We start from the raw sequence: 17,613 nt of genomic DNA on the forward strand, positions 1-17,613 counted from the left end.
GGGCCTCAGCGGTGCGCGCCCGCCGGGGCGAGTTCGGCGACGATCCGCACGGCCTCGGCGATCTGCCCGTCCGTCAGATCGCCCCGGGCCGTCAGCCGCAGGCGGGAGATGCCGTCCGGGACGGACGGCGGGCGGAAGCAGCCGACGGCGAGGCCGGCCCGGCGGCAGTCGGCGGCCCACGCGACGGCGGCCTCCGGGCCCGGGGCGCGCACGGAGACCACGGCGGCCTCGGGCTCGCAGCTGTGCAGGCCGGCCGCGGTGAGCTGCCGGGCCAGGGTGCGGGCGACCTCCCGGGCGCGTTCGGCGCGGGCCGGCTCGGCGCGCAGCAGGCGCAGCGCGGCCAGGGCGGCGCCGGCGGCGGCCGGGGCGAGGCCGGTGTCGAAGATGAAGGTGCGGGCGGTCTCGGTGAGGTGCCGGATCACCCGGCGCGGGCCGAGGACGGCGCCGCCCTGCGAGCCGAGCGACTTGGAGAGGGTGGCGGTGGCCACGACGTCCGGCTGCCCGGCCAGCCCGGCCGCCGCGAGCGCCCCGGTGCCGCCGGGGCCGAGCACGCCCAGCCCGTGCGCGTCGTCCACCAGCAGTGCGGCGCCGTGCGCGCGGGCGGCTTCCGCCAGCGCGGGCAGCGGGGCGGCGTCGCCGTCGACCGAGAATACCGAGTCGGTGACCACCAGCGCCCGCGGCTGCGCCCGCCCGGCGAGTGCCTCGGCGACCGCGGCCGGGGCACTGTGCGGGGCCCGGTGGACGTCGGCGCGGGAGAGCCGGCAGCCGTCGATCAGGGAGGCGTGGTTGTACGCGTCGGAGACGATCAGGGTGTCCGGGTCGGTGAGCGCCGTGAGCGCCGCGAGGTTGGCCGTGTACCCGGAGGAGAACACCAGGGCGGCCTCCACTCCGCAGAACTCGGCCAGCTCCGCCTCCAGTTCGGTGTGCAGGGCGGTCGTGCCCGTCACCAGCCGCGAGCCCGTCGAACCCCCGCCCCAGCGCAGCGCCGCGTCCGCCGCCGCCCGGGTGACCACCGGGTGCCTGGTCAGCCCGAGGTAGTCGTTGCCCGCGAGGTCCAGCACCGGGTCGTCCGCCGGCCGGCTGCGCAGCGTGCGCGTCAGCCCGGCGTCGGCCCGCATCGCGGCCGTCTCGTCGAGCCAGTCGAAGACGTGGGCGGGGGCGGCGGAGGCGGCGGTACGCGGCTCGGCCGCGAGCGGATGGTTCATGCCCGGCACTCTGGCATGCCGCCGGGTGCCGGGCAATGTGCGGATCGGCACAGTCCCGACCGGCCGTTCTTGTCGCGATCCGCCCGCCCTGCGCCGCCACCGGTCGGCCCGACCGGTGGCGGCCCGGGGCGCTCAGAGCGGCAGGCCCTGCCAGCCGCCGAGGCCGGTGGCCGAGGTGCCCGCGCGGAAGTAGACCCGGCCGTCGGTGCCGATGGCGAGGACGTGGAGGGCGCCGGCGCCGTCGACGACCGCCGTCGGATAGTCGAGGACGGTGCCGCCGAGGTCCTGCCAGGTGCCGTAGCCGGCGTTCGGGGCGGTCTGCGCCGTGGTGCTCACGCCGCCGCCGCGGTTGCGCTCGAACAGGACGACCCGGCCGCCGAGGGTGGCCGCCGCCGGCTCGCCCACTCCCCCGTGGCCACCGAGGTTGGCCGGGTTCTGGGCCCAGGATCCGCCGGGCCGGACCTGGTGGCTGACCAGCATCGCGCCGGTGCCGACCTCCCGGTAGGCGAGTTCGATGCGGCCGTCCTGGTCGAGCGCGGCCTTGGGCGGGCCGGCCGGGCGGGCGTTCGGGATCTGGCCCGGGCCGCTGAAGGCGCCGTTCGGGGCGCCCTGCCACCAGCCGAGGATCCCGCTGCGCGTGGCGGCGAACACCTCGATCGCCCCGACGCCGTTGCGGATCGCGGTGACCGGGTCCTGGAGGTCGGTGCCGCCGAGGTCCGCCCAGGTGCCCGCCCATCCGCCGCTCGGGGCGGTCTGCCAGGTGCTGCTGAGGCCGCCCCCGCCGTTCTTGACGAAGAGCTCCAGCCGCCCGTCCTGGTCGTTGGCCACCACGGGCACGCCGACCTGGGCCTCGTTGCCGAGTCCGGCGTTGGGGTTGCCGTGGTCGACCCAGGCGTCCTGCCACGCCCCGTTCGGCGCGGCCTGCGGCAGGGAGACGATGTGGTGGTCGGTGAGGCGCCGGGCGAAGACCTCCAGCCTGCCGTCGGCGTTGGTGCCGACCGCGACGCCGGGCGCCAGCCGCCCGCCCGGGTCGGCGAGCCGCAGCTGCCCGCTCCAGCTGCCGTCGGTGCGGCGCCACTGGGTGTGGAGGGCGCCGGCCCGGACGACGAAGACCTGCGGCCGGCCGTCCTGGTTGAGCCCGGCCCAGGAGGTGCCCCGGGACCAGCGGTAGTACATCCGGGAGAACCAGGAGGCGGAGAAGTTGCCCGTCGAATGGTCGTGGCCGGCGTACTCGGAGAAGTGCAGGCCCTTGGTGCCGCTCGTCGTCGGGTCGAGGTTCACCGGGGCGTCGCCGATGTTGTAGTCCCGGTAGTTCACCTGGACCAGGTCGCCGCCGTACAGCAGGGCCGCCTGGCCGGCGAACTTCGCGGCGGTGACGTGGTCGCCGTGGTCGCCCGAGTAGCGGGTGTCCGGGAGTTCGTCCTGGGCCCGGAGCACGGTGGGCCGGTAGGTCTCCATGATCTGCCGCAGCACCTCGACCACGTCGGCGGCCGTGTAGGTGGACGGCCCGGGCAGCGGGCTGCCGACCGGGACGACCGTGGTGTCGGTGCCGCCGTTCAGCACGTTGACGAGCCCGGCGTCGTGCAGGTTGAGGAAGAGCAGGTGCACCGGCCGGTCCTCGAGGACGTACCGTTCGACCTGCTTGCCCGCGACCGTCCAGGCCTCGGCCGTCCAGTGCCCGACCTCGTCGGTGTCCGGGTCGGTGTCGCCGGCCCCGGCCATCCGGGAGTAGGCGTTGACGGCGCCCATCTGCCGGTTCCAGGTGCGCAGCGGCTCGCCGGCGGTGTCCCAGCAGACGGTGGAGCACGGGTCGCCGGTCCCGTTCCCCGCGGTGACGAACACCGTGACGGACGGGGTGCCGTCGGCGATCGCGTTGGACAGGTCCGGGTTCATGAACAGGATGTCGTCGTCCTCGTGGGCGACGATCTGCAGGAAGAGCGGCCCGGAGCCGGTGACCGCATCGGGGCCGGCTGCTCTGCCCGCCTGCTCGGCCGCGGCCGCGCGGCTCGCGCTCCCTCTGGCCAGGACGGGCGCGGCGAGGGCGGTGAGTGCGACGGAGGCGAGAAGTCGCCGTCGTCCGATTGCCATGTGATTCCTCCCGATGAGGGACCGGAATGTGATGACGCCAAGAGGAGGCTAGCCCATCGCCGGGCCGGCATTGCGCCGGATCGCATTTCTCGGAATTGCCCGGTGGGAAAGTGAATTGACGCGCATTTCGGCGCGGCGCCGGTCGCCCGCCGGGGCCCGCCGTGCCACCGCCGCGGCGCTCCGGCCTTCCCCGCGCGGCCCGCCGCCCCCGGCCGCGGCCGTGCGCTGACCCGCCCGGCACGGCCCCGGGCTTTGCCCGGGGTGGCGGCGAACAGGCAAGATAGCCGGGTGACCCTCCTTGATCTGATGCCGAAGCCCGCCACCCCCGACGCGTTGTACGAGACGTTCGCAGCCTGGGCGGAGGAGCGGGGGATCACGCTGTACCCGGCGCAGGAGGAGGCGCTGATCGAGTTGGTGTCGGGGAACAACGTCATCCTCGCGACGCCGACCGGCTCGGGCAAGAGCCTGGTGGCGGCGGGTGCGCACTTCGCGGCGCTGGCGGAGGGGCAGCGGACCTTCTACACCGCCCCGATCAAGGCGCTGGTGTCGGAGAAGTTCTTCGACCTGGTGAAGATGTTCGGCACCGAGCAGGTCGGCATGATGACCGGCGACGCGAGCGTGAACCCGACCGCGCCGATCATCTGCTGCACCGCCGAGGTGCTCGCCCAGATCGCGCTGCGCGACGGTGCCCGGGCCGACATCGGCCAGGTGGTCATGGACGAGTTCCACTTCTACGCGGAGCCGGACCGCGGCTGGGCCTGGCAGATCCCGCTGCTGGAGCTGCCGCAGGCGCAGTTCCTGCTGATGTCGGCGACGCTCGGCGACGTCCGCCGCTTCGAGGAGGACCTGACCCGCCGCACCGGCCGTCCGACCACGGTGGTGCGCAACGCGACCCGCCCGGTGCCGCTGTTCTACGAGTACCGCCGCACCTCGCTGCACGACACCCTGGAGGAGCTGCTGCAGACCGGCCAGGCGCCGGTCTACGTCGTGCACTTCACCCAGAAGGAAGCGGTGGAGCGGGCCCAGTCGCTGATGAGCATCAACATGTGCTCGAAGGCGGAGAAGGAGGCCATCGCCGATCTGATCGGCGGTTTCCGCTTCACCACCAAGTTCGGCCGCAATCTGTCCCGCTACGTGCGCCACGGCATCGGCGTGCACCACGCGGGCATGCTGCCGAAGTACCGCCGGCTGGTCGAACGCCTCGCCCAGGCGGGCCTGTTGAAGGTCATCTGCGGCACCGACACGCTCGGCGTCGGCGTCAATGTGCCGATCCGCACGGTGCTGTTCACCGCCCTGTCCAAGTACGACGGACAGCGCGTGCGCATCCTGCGCGCCCGCGAGTTCCACCAGATCGCCGGCCGGGCCGGCCGGGCCGGCTTCGACACCGTCGGCCAGGTGGTCGCACAGGCGCCCGAGCACGTGATCGAGAACGACAAGGCGATCGCCAAGGCCGGGGACGACCCGAAGAAGAAGCGCAAGGTCGTCCGGAAGAAGGCCCCGGAGGGCTTCGTCGGCTGGACCGAGGAGACCTTCGACAAGCTGATCGGCGCCGACCCGGAGCCGCTGGTCTCCCGGTTCAAGGTGAGCCACGCGATGCTGCTGTCGGTGATCGGCCGCCCGGGCAACGCCTTCGAGGCGATGCGCAAGCTGCTGACCGACAACCACGAGGACCGGGCCGCGCAGCGCCGGCACATCCGCACCGCGATCGCCATCTACCGCTCGCTGCTGGAGGGCGGCGTGGTGGAGCGGCTGCCCGAGCCGGACGCCGAGGGCCGGATCGTGCGGCTCACCCTGGACCTCCAGGAGAACTTCGCGCTCAACCAGCCGCTGTCCACCTTCGCGCTGGCCGCCTTCGAACTGCTCGACCCGACCTCGCCCTCGTACGCGATGGACGTCGTCTCGGTCGTCGAGGCGACCCTGGACGACCCGCGCCAGATCCTCGCCTCGCAGCAGAACAAGGCGCGCGGCGAGGCCGTCGGCGAGATGAAGCGGGACGGCATCGAGTACGAGGAGCGGATGGAGCGGCTCCAGGAGATCACCTACCCGAAGCCGCTGGAGGAGCTCCTCACCCACGCCTACGAGGTGTACCGCCGGGCGCACCCGTGGATCGGCGACCACCAGCTGCAGCCGAAGTCGGTGGTCCGCGACCTGTACGAGCGGGCGATGACCTTCACGGACTACGTCGGCTTCTACGAGCTGGCCCGCACCGAGGGCATCGTGCTGCGCTACCTGGCCGGCGCGTTCAAGGCGCTGGAGCAGACCGTCCCCGAGGACGTGAAGACCGACGACCTCAAGGACGTCATCGCCTGGCTCGGCGAGCTGGTCCGCCAGGTCGACTCCAGCCTGCTGGACGAGTGGGAGCAGCTGGCCAACCCGACCGAGCCGCAGGCCGCCGAGGTGCGGCTGGACGACAAGCCGGCGCCGGTCACCGCCAACGCCCGCGCCTTCCGCGTCCTGGTGCGCAACGAGATGTTCCGCCGGGTCGAGCTGTGCGCGCTGGAGCACTACGAGGAGCTCGGCGCGCTGGACGGCGAGTACGGCTGGGACGCGGACCGCTGGGCGGACGCCATGGACGGGTACTGGGAGGAGTACGACGACCTGGGCACCGGTCCGGACGCGCGCGGCCCGAAGATGCTGATCATCGAGGAGGAGGACTCCGCCTGGCGGGTCCGGCAGATCTTCGACGACCCGGAGGGCGACCACGACTGGGGCATCAGCGCCGAGGTCGACCTGTACGGCTCGGACGAGGAGGGCCGGGCGGTGGTCCGGGTGACCGCCGTGGACCGGCTCGGCGGCTGAGCCCGGGCCGGGCCGGATGCCTGTCCGCCCGGCCTTGCCACGGCTCTCGACATCCTGTCCGTCCGGTGGTCGGCGGGGCCCTGTGCCGCCGCCGTCGACCGCCGTCCCGGCACGACGGAGGCGAGCGCTCGGCCGGGAGGACCGGCCGGGCGCTCGCCGAGGTGGCGGGACGAAGGTCAGAACCGGGTGCTGACCGTGACGCCGCTGAAGTCAGTGACCGCGTACAGGCTGAGGTAGCGGTAGCCGGCGGTGGGGTTGGTGACGGTGAGGGACTGGCTGGTGCCGGTGGCGGTGGAGGAGGCCGTGAAGGCCTTCGGCGACGCCCAGGTGTCCGCGTTGTAGTAGAGGTGCGCGGTGCCGGTGCCGCCGGAGGTGGTGACCGTCAGCGTGGTGGTCCCGGCGGGCAGGTAGACGTACAGGTAGTCGAGGTTGCCGGCGGTGGCGGTGCGGCCGGTGCGCGAGCAGTTGCGGCCCATCGCGTCGGCACGCTGCTCGGTGCAGGCGGGCAGGGTCACGGGGCCGGCGGTGACGGTGACGGTGGTCGGGGTGGTGGAGATCCGGCCGGTGTCGTCGGTGGCGGTGAGGGCGACGGTGTAGCTGCCGGAGGCCGCGTAGGTGTGGCTCGGGTTGCGCTCCTCGGAGGAGGTTCCGTCGCCGAAGGTCCAGTGCCAGGCGGTGATGCGGCCGGAACCGGTCTGTACGGAGCGGTCGTTCGCGGTGACGGTCGCGCCGTTCACCGAGGTGTCGAACAGGGCGGTCGGGCCGGGGTTGTAGCAGGCGCCGGCGGCACAGGCGTCGAGCCAGAGGTCGAAGTCGGCGTCGTAGGAGGTGCCGAGGCCGTTGTAGACCGCGTAGCCGCCCTGGTAGTCACCGGCGCGGAAGCGGGTCAGCATGGCCTGGACATCGGCCGGGTGCTTCTCCAGCATGTACCGGGTGGCCAGGTAGCCCCACGGGTAGACCCTGGTGGAGTCCGAGTTGCGGGGGGTGCTCTGGAAGAGGTCGCTGAGCTTGTAGGTGTGCTTGGCGGCCTGGGTCATGGCGTCGGTGTCGGTGGCGCCGCGGTAGCGGTGCGAGACGTACTCGGCGAGGCCCTCGACCCACCAGATGTCCGGGACGGACATCTGGGTGGGGTAGTTGCCCTTGAGGTCGTAGATGCTGTCCAGGTAGTGGGTGTACTCGTGGTTCAGGTTCCACACCCGGGCGGGGTCGTTGAGGTTCCAGGACTTCTGGTACATCACCGTCACAGCCGGCACGTTCGGGTCGGTGGCGTCCATGACGGTCTCGCCGCCGTTGTCGGTGTCGTTGCCGAAGATCGCCCACGAGTAGGTGGTGTAGTCGGTCTTGTTGGCGAAGATCCCGAAGGTGACGTTCTGGGCGTACTGGCCGGGGATCGGCCCGTTGTCCTTGACCACGTCGTGGAACAGCGCGTCCTGGTTGCGCAGGCTGGCGCAGACGGTGGCCAGTTCCTCGGCGGACAGCGCCTGGGACTTGATGGTGCGGTTGTCGCAGACCAGTTGCTTCGGCAGGACGACCGAGGTGAGCTTGGCGGGCAGGTCGCAGGTGCCGTAGTACGAGCACTGGCCGCCGTTGTACCAGTTGGCCTGGACGGCCGTGTGCACGTACAGCGGCGCGGCGGGCGTCAGCAGCGGCGCGGCGTCCAGCACCTTCTTGACCAGCGGCTTGACCAGGGGCTCGACGGCGGCGCCGCTCCCGGCCAACCGGGCGAGATCGTTGCCGGCATTGGTGGACAGGACCTCGTTGGACCCGCCGATCAGGTCCTTGTGGTTGATCGCGAAGTCGGCGAGCGAGCGGGCGACGCCCGGGTCCGCGGCGACGGCCCTGACGAAGTCCGGGTTCGAGTTGCCGCGCCAAAGCGGGTACTGCAGCACGGAGTTGACCGCGCCGACCATCTTCGGGATCGCGTTGTAGGAATTGTCGTAGTCGTCGAGTATCCGCTTGTAGGCGTTCAGGTAGCCGGCCTGGACGTTGGCGCTGTCGGTGAGCCACACGACGTCCTTGAGCACGATGCCGTTGCTCTCGCTGACGTCGTGCCAGCGGGAGCCGGCGAAGAAGGCGTCCAGGGCGGCCCGGACGGCGGTGGTGAGCTCGCCGGTGTACGGGCCGGTGGCGTCGGGGTGGTTGAACTGGATGTAGTAGCCGACCTGGAGGTAGAGCGCCAGCTGCTGGACGCCGGTCGAGTTGTCGCCGGTGTAGCCGGCGGCCAGTTCCTTGAAGGCGGCGGCGACGGACAGCATCCGGGACTGCTTGAAGATGGCCGGGTCGGTGCCGCCGCTGCTGTACAGGCCCCGGACGCAGTCCGGGGTCGAGCTCCTGATGAACGCGACCAGGTCGGCCCCGCTGCGCGCGGCGAAGTCCGCCGGGGTGCAGGGCTGTGCGGCCAGGGACTCGGCCGCGACGGGGACGTCTGCCGCGGCCGTGTCGGCGGCGTCGGCCGACGCCGTCATCAGGCGCTCGCCGATCAGCGCGGCGGGCAGCGGCGCCCCGGGCGCGGCGGGCTCCTCGGACCCCGTCCGCGCGCCGGTGGCGGGAGCGGAGGGTGCGCTGGGGCCGGTCGCGGCCTTGGCGGGGGCGGCGACGGGGGCCGCGGTGAGGACCGCGGGTGCCGCGAGGGCTTGGACCGGCAGCACGGCCGTGGCGGTGGCGCAACAGGCGACGACGCCGGCTGCGAGCGTGGAGAGTCTAGTGCGCAGGAGCACGCCGAATCCTTCTTCGAGTGGGGGCAGTCCGACGGGAAGTCGGGCTGAGTGAAGGAGATTTGGCGTGGATCCTGTCACTGACTGAAGGTCAGAACAATGTCACAGGTCATATGATACGAACGTTTCGGCCACCTCCCCGTCCCCCGCCCCCGCCACCCGGCTGACCTGCGGCACTCGCCGTCGACCGTGACGCGCCCCACGCCCACCGGAGGCCCATCACGTCACGAACCGGGTGATTCGGCAGGGCGGCCCGGCCCGCCGGTCCGCCCGTAGTGGCCGATCCGCACCCTCGGCGGCAGGTCACCATGCGGATCAGGGACTTCCTCCCGCACCGCCCCCGTACCCGCCGCCTTCACCCGCCTCCGCCGACGGCTCCCGCCGGACGCTCAGGAGCCGGGCCGGGGATGCCCCGGCCCCCCACCGACCCGCGCCCTCGGGGGAGTCCGCCGCCTCCGGCGGTCCGTCACATCCAGGCGAACGGCGAGCCCGCCGCGTAGGAGAGCGCCCGGGTCGCCTCGTCCAGGTTCTGCTCGGTGGCGACCGCGGTGCCGGCGGTCGTCGGCGCCGTGGCGGGCGGCGTCCCGGTGCCGCTCGGGGCGGCAGCCGCCGGGCGGCCGTCGCCCGGCCGCGAGCTGGTGACCGTCACGTAGCGCCCGACCGCCTCGACCCGCGGGTCCCCGCCCGGCTTGGCGCCGGGGGCCTGGGGCGGCGCGGTGGTGGCGTCGGCGAGGATGAAGGCGATCGCGCCGGGCTTGGCCCGCAGGGCGTCGGCGGCCCGGGCCGCGGAGGGCTGGTCGGGGAAGCGGAGCAGGGTGACACTGCTGAGCACCGGGCGGTCCTGGCCGCTGAAGCTGACGGCCAGGTAGCCCTGGCAGCCGGTGTCCTTCAGCGGGTCCTGGGCGCGGTCCTGGAGCGCCTCGCCGCAGTTCTCGCCCTGCCGGACGCCGTTGCGCCGCGCCTTGTACGCACCGACCTCGACCGGCCGCTGGGCGGGGAAGAGGTTGTCGACGTTGAGGGCCTCGGGGTCGGTGCGCGGCGGCGGGGCCCCCACCACCTTCGGCGTCGCCGAGGCGTCCTTGCTGGACGGGCCGAGCCCGGGTATGTAGTCACCGGGCATCGGGCGGGTGATGATCCATCCGCCGGCCGCGACCACCCCGACCATGACGACCCAGCCGGCCGTCCGGCGGGCCGTCAGCCGGCGGCCCCGCCTGCGTTCCGTCCCCCCATCGGTGTCGGCGCCCCCGCCGACCCGCTGCTCTGCCCGGCCGTCCCGGCCCTCTCCCGGAGTCGGGGTGCGCTCCCCCTGCGTGGTCATGGCGCAGATTCTAAGCACCCCCGGGGTGGCACAGATCACTGGGTCCGGAGGTTGTCGATCATCCTCCGCCGGGGCCGTCCGCCGCGCGCCCGGCCCGCTTCCGGCACTCGCCCCCTACCCGTCGGTAACCGGAGGGTCGACCCCCCGTCAAGCTCGTGACCAGCGGCGGAGCCGTGACCTTCGACACTGTGGCAATCGGCACATCCTCACACCGATCTTCTGGCGGGTTTGCTCTGGCGCCGCTCGATCACCACCAGGCAGGATCGGCCCCATGGATCTGCTCTCTACCCTCACCGCCAAGGGCCTGCGCGGCGAAGTCCCGACCCGCGAGGAGGCCCTGGCCGTCCTCGCCACCACCGACGACGAGCTGCTCGACGTGGTCGCCGCGGCCGGCAAGGTGCGCCGCCGCTGGTTCGGCCGCCGGGTCAAGCTCAACTACCTGGTGAACCTGAAGAGCGGGCTCTGCCCGGAGGACTGCTCGTACTGCTCGCAGCGGCTCGGGTCCAAGGCCGAGATCCTCAAGTACACCTGGCTCAAGCCGGACCAGGCCGCCGACGCCGCCCGCGCCGGGGTGGCCGGCGGGGCCAAGCGGGTCTGCCTGGTCGCCAGCGGGCGCGGCCCGACGGACCGTGACATCGACCGGGTCACCGACACCATGGCCGCCATCAAGGACGCCGACCCCGAGGTCGAGATCTGCGTCTGCCTCGGCCTGCTCTCCGACAACCAGGCGGAGCGGCTCAAGGCGGCCGGCGCCGACGCCTACAACCACAACCTCAACACCTCCGAGGGCACCTACGGCGACATCGCCACCACCCACACCTACGCGGACCGGGTGGACACCGTGCAGAAGGCCCACGGCGCCGGCCTGTCCGCCTGCTCCGGCCTGATCGCCGGCATGGGCGAGAGCGACGAGGACCTGGTCGACGTCGTCTTCGCGCTGCGCGAGCTGGGCTCGGACTCCGTCCCGGTCAACTTCCTGATCCCGTTCGAGGGCACCCCGCTCGCCAAGGAGTGGAACCTCACCCCGCAGCGCTGCCTGCGCATCCTGTCGATGGTCCGCTTCGTCAACCCGGACACCGAGGTGCGGATCGCGGGCGGGCGCGAGGTGCACCTGCGCTCGATGCAGCCGCTCGGCCTGCACGTCGCCAACTCCATCTTCCTGGGCGACTACCTGACCAGCGAGGGCCAGGCCGGGCAGGCCGACCTCGACATGATCAAGGACGCCGGCTTCGAGGTCGAGGGCGCCGGCGAGGCCACCCTGCCGCGCCACCGGGCGGACGTCGCCGAGGCCGCCCGGGCCGCCCACGCGGGCGGCGGCTGCGGCACCGCGGCCTCGGCCTGCGGCAGCGGCGGTGGCTGCGGTCCGTGCGGCGGGCACGCGCACGCGCCGTCGGCGGCCGACGCGCCCTTGCCGGCCGAAGCGCCCCCGGCGGCCGGCACCGAGGACGAGCTCCGCAGCGACCTCGTGAAGGTCCGCCGCCGCGGCGCCGGCACCGAACTCGCGCCCAACGCCTGACAGTTCCGACCCCACCGGAGAAAGCACCATGCTCCAGCCGATCCCGTCCGCGACCGACCTGCTCGCCCTCGACCGCGCCCACGTCTGGCACCCGTACGGGCCGATGCCCGGGACCGCCACCCCGTACGTGGTCGAGTCCGCCTCGGGGGTGCGGCTGCGCCTGGCCGAGCCGGTCGCGGGCGGGCGGCGCGAACTGGTCGACGGGATGTCGTCCTGGTGGGCGGCGATCCACGGCTACCGGCACCCCGTACTGGACGAGGCGGTGCGCGACCAGCTGGGGCGGATGAGCCATGTGATGTTCGGCGGGCTCACCCACGAGCCCGCCGTCCGGCTGGCCTCGACCCTGGTGGAGATCACCCCGGAGCCGCTGCGGCACGTCTTCCTCGCCGACTCGGGCTCGGTGGCCGTCGAGGTCGCGATGAAGATGTGCCTCCAGTACTGGCGGTCCATCGGCCGGCCGGCCAAGCGCCGGCTGCTCACCTGGCGCGGCGGCTACCACGGGGACACCTTCCACCCGATGTCGGTCTGCGACCCGGACGGCGGGATGCACCACCTGTGGGGCGGGGTGCTGCCCGGACAGCTGTTCGCCCCGGAGCCCCCGGCCGGGTTCGACGCCCCGCTCGACCCGCGGTACGCGGCGGAGTTCGAGGAGCTGATGGCCCGGCACGCCGACGAGCTGGCCGCCGTCATCGTCGAACCGGTCGTCCAGGGCGCGGGCGGGATGCGCTTCCACTCGCCCGCCTACCTGCGGATGCTGCGCGAACTGTGCGACCGCTACGGCGTGTTGCTGGTCTTCGACGAGATCGCCACCGGCTTCGGGCGCAGCGGCGCGCTGTTCGCCGCCGACCACGCCGGCGTCTCCCCGGACGTCATGTGCCTCGGCAAGGCGCTCACCGGCGGCTACCTGACGCTGGCCGCCACGCTGTGCACCGGCGAGGTCGCCGACGGGATCAGCCGCGGCGAGGTGCCGGTGCTCGCCCACGGGCCGACGTTCATGGGCAACCCGCTGGCCTGCGCCGTCGCCAACGCCTCGCTGGAGCTGCTGCTCGGGCAGGACTGGGCGGTGGAGGTGAAGCGGATCGAGGCGGGGCTCGCCGAGGGCCTCGCGGCGGCCGCGGACGTCCCCGGCGTGCTCGACGTCCGGGTCCGCGGGGCCATCGGCGTCGTGCAGTTGGACCACCCGGTGGACGTCGCGGCGGCCACCGAGGCGGCGGCGCGGGAAGGCGTGTGGCTACGGCCCTTCCGGGACCTGATCTACACCATGCCCCCCTACGTCGCCCAGGACGAGGACGTGGCGCGGATCGCCGCCGCCGTCACCGCCGCGGCGGTGACGGGATGAGCGCCCGCATCCTGTTCGTGACGGGGACGAACACCGACGTCGGCAAGACCGTCGCCACCGCGGCACTCGCCTCGGCGGCGCTGCGGGCCGGACGGAAGGTCGCGGTGCTCAAGCCCGGGCAGACCGGCGTGACGGCCGGCGAGCCCGGCGACGCGGCCGAGGTCCGGCGGCTGGCGGGCGGTTCGACCGTCCGCGAGCTGGTGCGCTACCCCGAGCCGCTGGCCCCCGACACCGCCGCCCGGCGGGCCGGGATGCCGTACCTCTCCCCCGCCGAGGTGGTCGCCGAGGTCGCCGAGCTGGCGTCCACCCACGACCTGGTCCTGGTGGAGGGCGCGGGCGGGCTGCTGGTCCGCTACGACGACGAGGGCCGCACGCTCGCCGACCAGGCCCGGGCCGTGCTCGACGCCGGACTCCCCGCCGAGGTCCTGCTGATCGCCTCCGCCGGGCTCGGCACGCTCAACATCGTCTCCCTCACCGCGGAGGCCCTGGCGGCCCGCCGGCTGCCGCTCGCGGGTGTCGTCGTCGGCTCCTGGCCCGCCGAGCCCGGCCTCGCCGAACGCTGCAACCTGGCCGACCTGCCCCGTTCCGCCGGCGCACCGCTGCTCGGCGCGCTGCCGGAACGGGCGGGCGGCGCCGAGGACTTCGCCGCCCTCGCGTACGCCTCGCTCGCCCCCGAGCTGGGCGGCGGCTGGGACGCGGAGCACTTCGCCCACGCCCACCGGCCCGAATCGGCCCCGCTTCGCTCGAAGGGGTGATCCGGGCTTCCCGCACTGTCGCGAGCGGGTACGGCTCAATACCGTTCCTTCCATGACAGACGGGCTCACCCCTGACGAGGCCCTGCGGGCCCTGGCCGCCCTGGAGGCGGCCTGGAAGGACGACGACGAGGCGCTGTCCGCCCTGGCGGCGGGCGGCGCCGACGAACGGCCGCTCCCGGCACTGGTCGCCGCGTACGGCGAGCATGCGATGGACACCCTGATGGCGCTCGCCTTCGGCCTGCGCGCCACCATGAGCGACGAGGAGATCGCCGAGATCTCCGACGCCGTCAGCTCCAACATCGGCGCCCGGATGAGCGCGCTGCTGACCCAGACCCTCAAGTCCTGGGGCGCCCTGGCTCCCGCGGACGACCTCGCGGTGACGAAGATCATCGCCCACACGGTGATCGACGCGATGCGGGCCGTCACCGAGGACCCCAGCAAGACCGAAGTACTGCCGCTCCTGGCCACCTTCCGCAGCTACGCCCTCAACGGCACCTGAACAGAACGGAATCGGCGTGGGCTTCGAGGCAATCGAAGCCCACGCCGTCATGCGCGCACTCTCATCCATCCGGCGGCGAAGGCAAACCCGCCGGTCGAGGACGCGAGGAACACGAGGACGTACGCCATGGCACTCGCCGAAGCGGAGACGCCCTCGGGGATGAGGAGGGTGGCGACACCGGCGATCGCGAGACTCCCGGCGGTGATGACGCCGGCGGCGACTACGGCCGCATACCTCTGCGGAGGACGACGACCAGCCGCTCGATGACGTCCGGCCGGGCGGCCCCGAGGTCGATCAGGACGACGCCGGTGGCCTTGGCCGAGCGCCAGTCGATCCCGAGGGACGGGAGTTGCACGGAGGCGGCGTTCAGGACGGCCCGGAGGTCGTCGAGGACGTCGGCGGCGGTGCGACGGTCGTCCGCCGTGATCTTGTCGATCTTGCTGCTCATCGGGCATCTCACTGTTCGGTGTCGGAGATCCAGCGCGCTTCGGTGTCCCACTCGACGCCCCCGTCGAGGGGCCGGAGGTAGGCGCGGCCGTGCTGCCACCCCATGAAGGCGGCCCACCGGCCGGAGCGGACGTCGAAGACCCGCTCGCCGGTGGTCGACGGCCGGTAGGGGACGGGCGGCGGCGCCACCCGTCGCGCGGGCGGCGCCGCCGGGGTGAGGGCGGAGGGGTTCATCCGCGCCTCGGGGATGGAGTCGCCGCACTGCGGGCACCGGCAGGCCGGAAAGTTCCGCCGCAGGAGCAGGCTTTCACCGGATTGATTGTTCGTCATATCCACCGACTAGTCTCTCTCTGTTGTTACCCCCTCACCAAGAGTGTCCAATCGGGGCTACCATGGGAAGCACTTCACTTTGACAGCGAGCACTGTGGAATGGGTGGTCACCATGCCCGAGCGGGTAGTAGACCCGACCTCATCTCCGAACGCGGCCATCGGCGTTCAGCTTCGAAGGTTCCGCAAGGCCAGAGGGCTCACGCAGATCGAGCTCGGCCGGCGGACCAACTACAGCGACTCGCTCATCTCGATGATCGAGAACGGAGAGCGTCCCGCGCCGCTGAACCTCGTCCGCCGCTGCGACAAGGAGCTCGACACCTGCGAGGCGCTTGAACTCCTGTACTGGACCGCCAAGAGCAGTACTTTGATCGGCGGGTTCCTCGCCTTCATCGAGCACGAACGCAAGTCCACCGCGTTCAAGGTCTACGAGCTGAACGTCATTCCCGGTTTGCTTCAGACTCGGGCCTACGCCACCGCGATCGTCAGCGCCGAGGCCCGGCGAGGCGAGATCCCTCAGGACAAGGTCAGCGAACGCGTGAATGTCCGCATGGCGCGGCAAGCCGTGCTCTACAAGGACCCTGCACCCTCGATTCGCATTGTCATGGAAGAGAGCTGCCTGCGGCCCGTCGGCGGTCCCTTCGTCATGGCAGAACAGCTTCGTCGACTCGAGAGCGTGGCCAGCCTCCCGCACGTGATGATGCAGATCGCGCCGTCCAGCCTCGGCGAAGATCTTCCGTCGCTCTTGCCGTACACACTCCTCACCTCCCCCAGCGGTACATGGATGGCCTACCTCGAAACCATCCAACGGGGTTACGTGGAACGGGAGAACGAGGAGAACATCCGGTCTCTCGGAAGGACTTACGATTGGCTCCAGGCCCAAGCCCTCTCATGTGCGGACACGCTGACTGTCATCCGCACGCGTCTCAAGGAGTTCCACGCCATGTCCCCCATCGCGGCCGCCAAGCCCAACTCCTGGCTGAAGTCCTCGTACAGCAGCGGCGGTGGCAACTGCATCGAGGTCGCGCCCGGCTTCCCGGGCGTCCTGCCGGTCCGCGACAGCAAGGACCCCGACGGCCCGCAGCTCGGCTTCCGTCCGGACGCCTGGCAGTCCTTCATCACCGGCGTCAAGTCCGGCGAGTTCGGGAGCATCTGACGCCCTCGCCGCCCTGCCGAAGCGACAGGGCGGCGGCACTTCCCCTCAGCGGCCCTCGGCGATCAGGAAGCGGCCGGAGCGCCAGTGCAGGCGGGCCGGGCCGCCGGTGGGCCAGTCGTGGTTGAGGTGGCGGCGGTCGCGGCCGAGCGCGCCCAGCTCGCGCGGACGCAGGGTGCCGCTCGTCAGGCCGGCGGCCTCGCCGTCCGTCACCGGCATGATCGTCACGTACTGGGCGTCGTCCCCGCCCATCCAGTCGACGACCTCGGTGAAGATCCACACGAACCGCTGCGAGCAGTCCCGGCAGCGCCGGAGGTCGACGGAGAAGCGAGAGCCGTCCACCACCTCCGTCTCGTGCTCGAAGCCCTCCCGCTGCCGGCCCCACACCGCCCGTTCGTCCTCGCCGTAGCACTTCGCGCAGCCGAACTCCGCCATCGGCCTTCCCATTCGGTCGACTCCTGTTCCGCGACGTCCCGTGTCGCGGCCCATGATGCCCGCAGGACCCCGCCGACCGGCCGGGCCGTCACTCGACCGGGGAACAATTCACGGGCCGTTCCCGCGCTGTTGGCACCTTGGGGCTGATCGCCGACAGACCGGTTGACGACAGAGTGACGCGTACATGTCCCAGATTTCTGGGATACTCACCGCCCCCGGCACCGCGCAGAATCGACGACAGGTGCACCGCCCAGCGGACACCGACAAATCGTCGATTCGATCCAGGAGTTGATCTACCATGACACGCTCCTTCAAGCGCGCCGGCGCCGTCCTCGCGGCGGCCGCGATCGCGTTCTCCCTGTCCGGCGCGGCCACGGCCGTCGCCCAGCCCGCGGCGACCGGGAGCACGGCCGGACACTGCGTGGTGAGCGCGGAGGGCGGGCAGTCGCACTGCTTCGGCACCTACCGGGAGGCCATCAAGTTCGCCACCGGCGGGCGGGTCGCCGACGCTCCGCTGAGTGCTGCGGCGGCCGCCCGCGACAGCGCGTTCGCCGACAAGCTGAACAGCCCGGACGGCATCGACCTGGTGGTCCTGGGAACGATCTACGACGACTTCTTCTTCGAGGGTCAGTCGATCACCTACACCGGCCCGCACGGCTGCTACAACGGGAACGCCGCCGACTACTCGTTCGACATCGCCGCCCCGCTCACCAACCACGTGTACTCGCTGCGCCCGTACGCCAACTGCTGGTTCAACCTGTACACCGGGCTCCAGGCCAGCGGCTACGGCAGCCCCAGCTACAAGGGCGAGACCGTGCAGGTGGACGAGGCCTGGCGGACCCACTCCAAGTCACTGACGCTCGGCTGAGCACCGACCGCTCCTGACGCCCGCACCCCACCCCGCTCGGCGCTCGCCTCCCGGTGACCGCCCGGGCTGTTGCTCCCCGGCCACCGGTCAGGGCACCAGCGTGGCCCTGACCGCCGCCTACGTCCTGGCGGGCGAACTGCACGCGGCCGA

The 17,613-nt window shown here is 72.4% G+C and carries 14 protein-coding genes; 7 read left to right on the forward strand and 7 right to left on the reverse strand.

Translation table 11 applies throughout. The features are described 5' to 3' along the window. Positions 1-5: 5 nt before the first annotated feature. Together ACWD4P_RS23625 and ACWD4P_RS23630 are read right to left on the reverse strand one after the other, a co-directional pair. On the reverse strand, positions 6-1,205 hold the full coding sequence (locus ACWD4P_RS23625; RefSeq protein WP_449780940.1) for an 8-amino-7-oxononanoate synthase: 1,200 nt from the start codon (positions 1,203-1,205) through the stop codon (positions 6-8). Positions 1,206-1,337: 132 nt separating this feature from the next. Continuing rightward, positions 1,338-3,293: a PIG-L family deacetylase gene (locus ACWD4P_RS23630; protein ID WP_449780941.1), complete on the reverse strand. Its 1,956-nt coding sequence runs from the start codon at positions 3,291-3,293 to the stop codon at positions 1,338-1,340. Between the two features lie 306 nt (positions 3,294-3,599). Here ACWD4P_RS23630 and ACWD4P_RS23635 point away from each other — a divergent pair, with 306 nt between their 5' ends. After that, positions 3,600-6,092: a DEAD/DEAH box helicase gene (locus ACWD4P_RS23635; RefSeq protein ID WP_449780950.1), complete on the forward strand. Its 2,493-nt coding sequence runs from the start codon at positions 3,600-3,602 to the stop codon at positions 6,090-6,092. A 176-nt stretch (positions 6,093-6,268) separates the two neighbouring features. Here the strand turns inward: ACWD4P_RS23635 and ACWD4P_RS23640 are convergent, their stop codons facing one another. Continuing rightward, complete coding sequence (locus ACWD4P_RS23640; RefSeq protein ID WP_449780942.1) at positions 6,269-8,809, reverse strand: collagenase; 2,541 nt, start codon at positions 8,807-8,809, stop codon at positions 6,269-6,271. 463 nt (positions 8,810-9,272) lie between these two features. Next, positions 9,273-10,124 carry a hypothetical protein gene (locus tag ACWD4P_RS23645; protein ID WP_359831671.1) on the reverse strand — a complete coding sequence of 284 codons (852 nt, stop codon included), beginning with the start codon at positions 10,122-10,124 and terminating at the stop codon, positions 9,273-9,275. A 271-nt stretch (positions 10,125-10,395) separates the two neighbouring features. Between ACWD4P_RS23645 and bioB the strand changes: the two genes are divergently transcribed. Genes bioB through ACWD4P_RS23665 form a run of 4 tightly spaced genes read left to right on the forward strand, consistent with a single transcriptional unit; the run spans position 10,396 to position 14,233 of the window. Then, positions 10,396-11,640: a biotin synthase BioB gene (gene bioB / locus ACWD4P_RS23650; RefSeq protein ID WP_449780943.1), complete on the forward strand. Its 1,245-nt coding sequence runs from the start codon at positions 10,396-10,398 to the stop codon at positions 11,638-11,640. A gap of 28 nt (positions 11,641-11,668) precedes the next feature. Continuing rightward, positions 11,669-12,979, forward strand: coding sequence for an adenosylmethionine--8-amino-7-oxononanoate transaminase (locus ACWD4P_RS23655; RefSeq protein WP_449780944.1), 1,311 nt, complete (start codon positions 11,669-11,671; stop codon positions 12,977-12,979). Beyond that, positions 12,976-13,734 carry a dethiobiotin synthase gene (bioD, locus tag ACWD4P_RS23660; RefSeq protein WP_449780945.1) on the forward strand — a complete coding sequence of 253 codons (759 nt, stop codon included), beginning with the start codon at positions 12,976-12,978 and terminating at the stop codon, positions 13,732-13,734. The genes ACWD4P_RS23655 and bioD overlap by 4 nt, the downstream gene beginning before the upstream one ends. Positions 13,735-13,786: 52 nt before the next feature. After that, positions 13,787-14,233: a hypothetical protein gene (locus ACWD4P_RS23665; RefSeq protein WP_359826424.1), complete on the forward strand. Its 447-nt coding sequence runs from the start codon at positions 13,787-13,789 to the stop codon at positions 14,231-14,233. Between the two features lie 220 nt (positions 14,234-14,453). Here the strand turns inward: ACWD4P_RS23665 and ACWD4P_RS23670 are convergent, their stop codons facing one another. Beyond that, entirely contained in the window at positions 14,454-14,681 is a 228-nt protein-coding gene (locus tag ACWD4P_RS23670) for a hypothetical protein (protein ID WP_449780946.1), read from the reverse strand. 8 nt (positions 14,682-14,689) lie between these two features. Beyond that, positions 14,690-14,914: a hypothetical protein gene (locus ACWD4P_RS23675; protein ID WP_449780947.1), complete on the reverse strand. Its 225-nt coding sequence runs from the start codon at positions 14,912-14,914 to the stop codon at positions 14,690-14,692. Positions 14,915-15,122: 208 nt separating this feature from the next. On the opposite strand from ACWD4P_RS23675, the gene ACWD4P_RS23680 reads away from it, so the two are divergent. Then, positions 15,123-16,163 (forward strand): helix-turn-helix domain-containing protein, encoded by a 1,041-nt coding sequence (locus ACWD4P_RS23680; protein ID WP_449780951.1) that lies wholly within the window; start codon positions 15,123-15,125, stop codon positions 16,161-16,163. A 45-nt stretch (positions 16,164-16,208) separates the two neighbouring features. Here the strand turns inward: ACWD4P_RS23680 and ACWD4P_RS23685 are convergent, their stop codons facing one another. Next, positions 16,209-16,607 (reverse strand): hypothetical protein, encoded by a 399-nt coding sequence (locus ACWD4P_RS23685; RefSeq protein ID WP_449780948.1) that lies wholly within the window; start codon positions 16,605-16,607, stop codon positions 16,209-16,211. A 286-nt stretch (positions 16,608-16,893) separates the two neighbouring features. Between ACWD4P_RS23685 and ACWD4P_RS23690 the strand changes: the two genes are divergently transcribed. Then, complete coding sequence (locus ACWD4P_RS23690; protein WP_449780949.1) at positions 16,894-17,463, forward strand: hypothetical protein; 570 nt, start codon at positions 16,894-16,896, stop codon at positions 17,461-17,463. The last annotated feature ends 150 nt before the right edge of the window (positions 17,464-17,613 follow it).

This window comes from Kitasatospora sp. NPDC002543 (assembly GCF_053594915.1).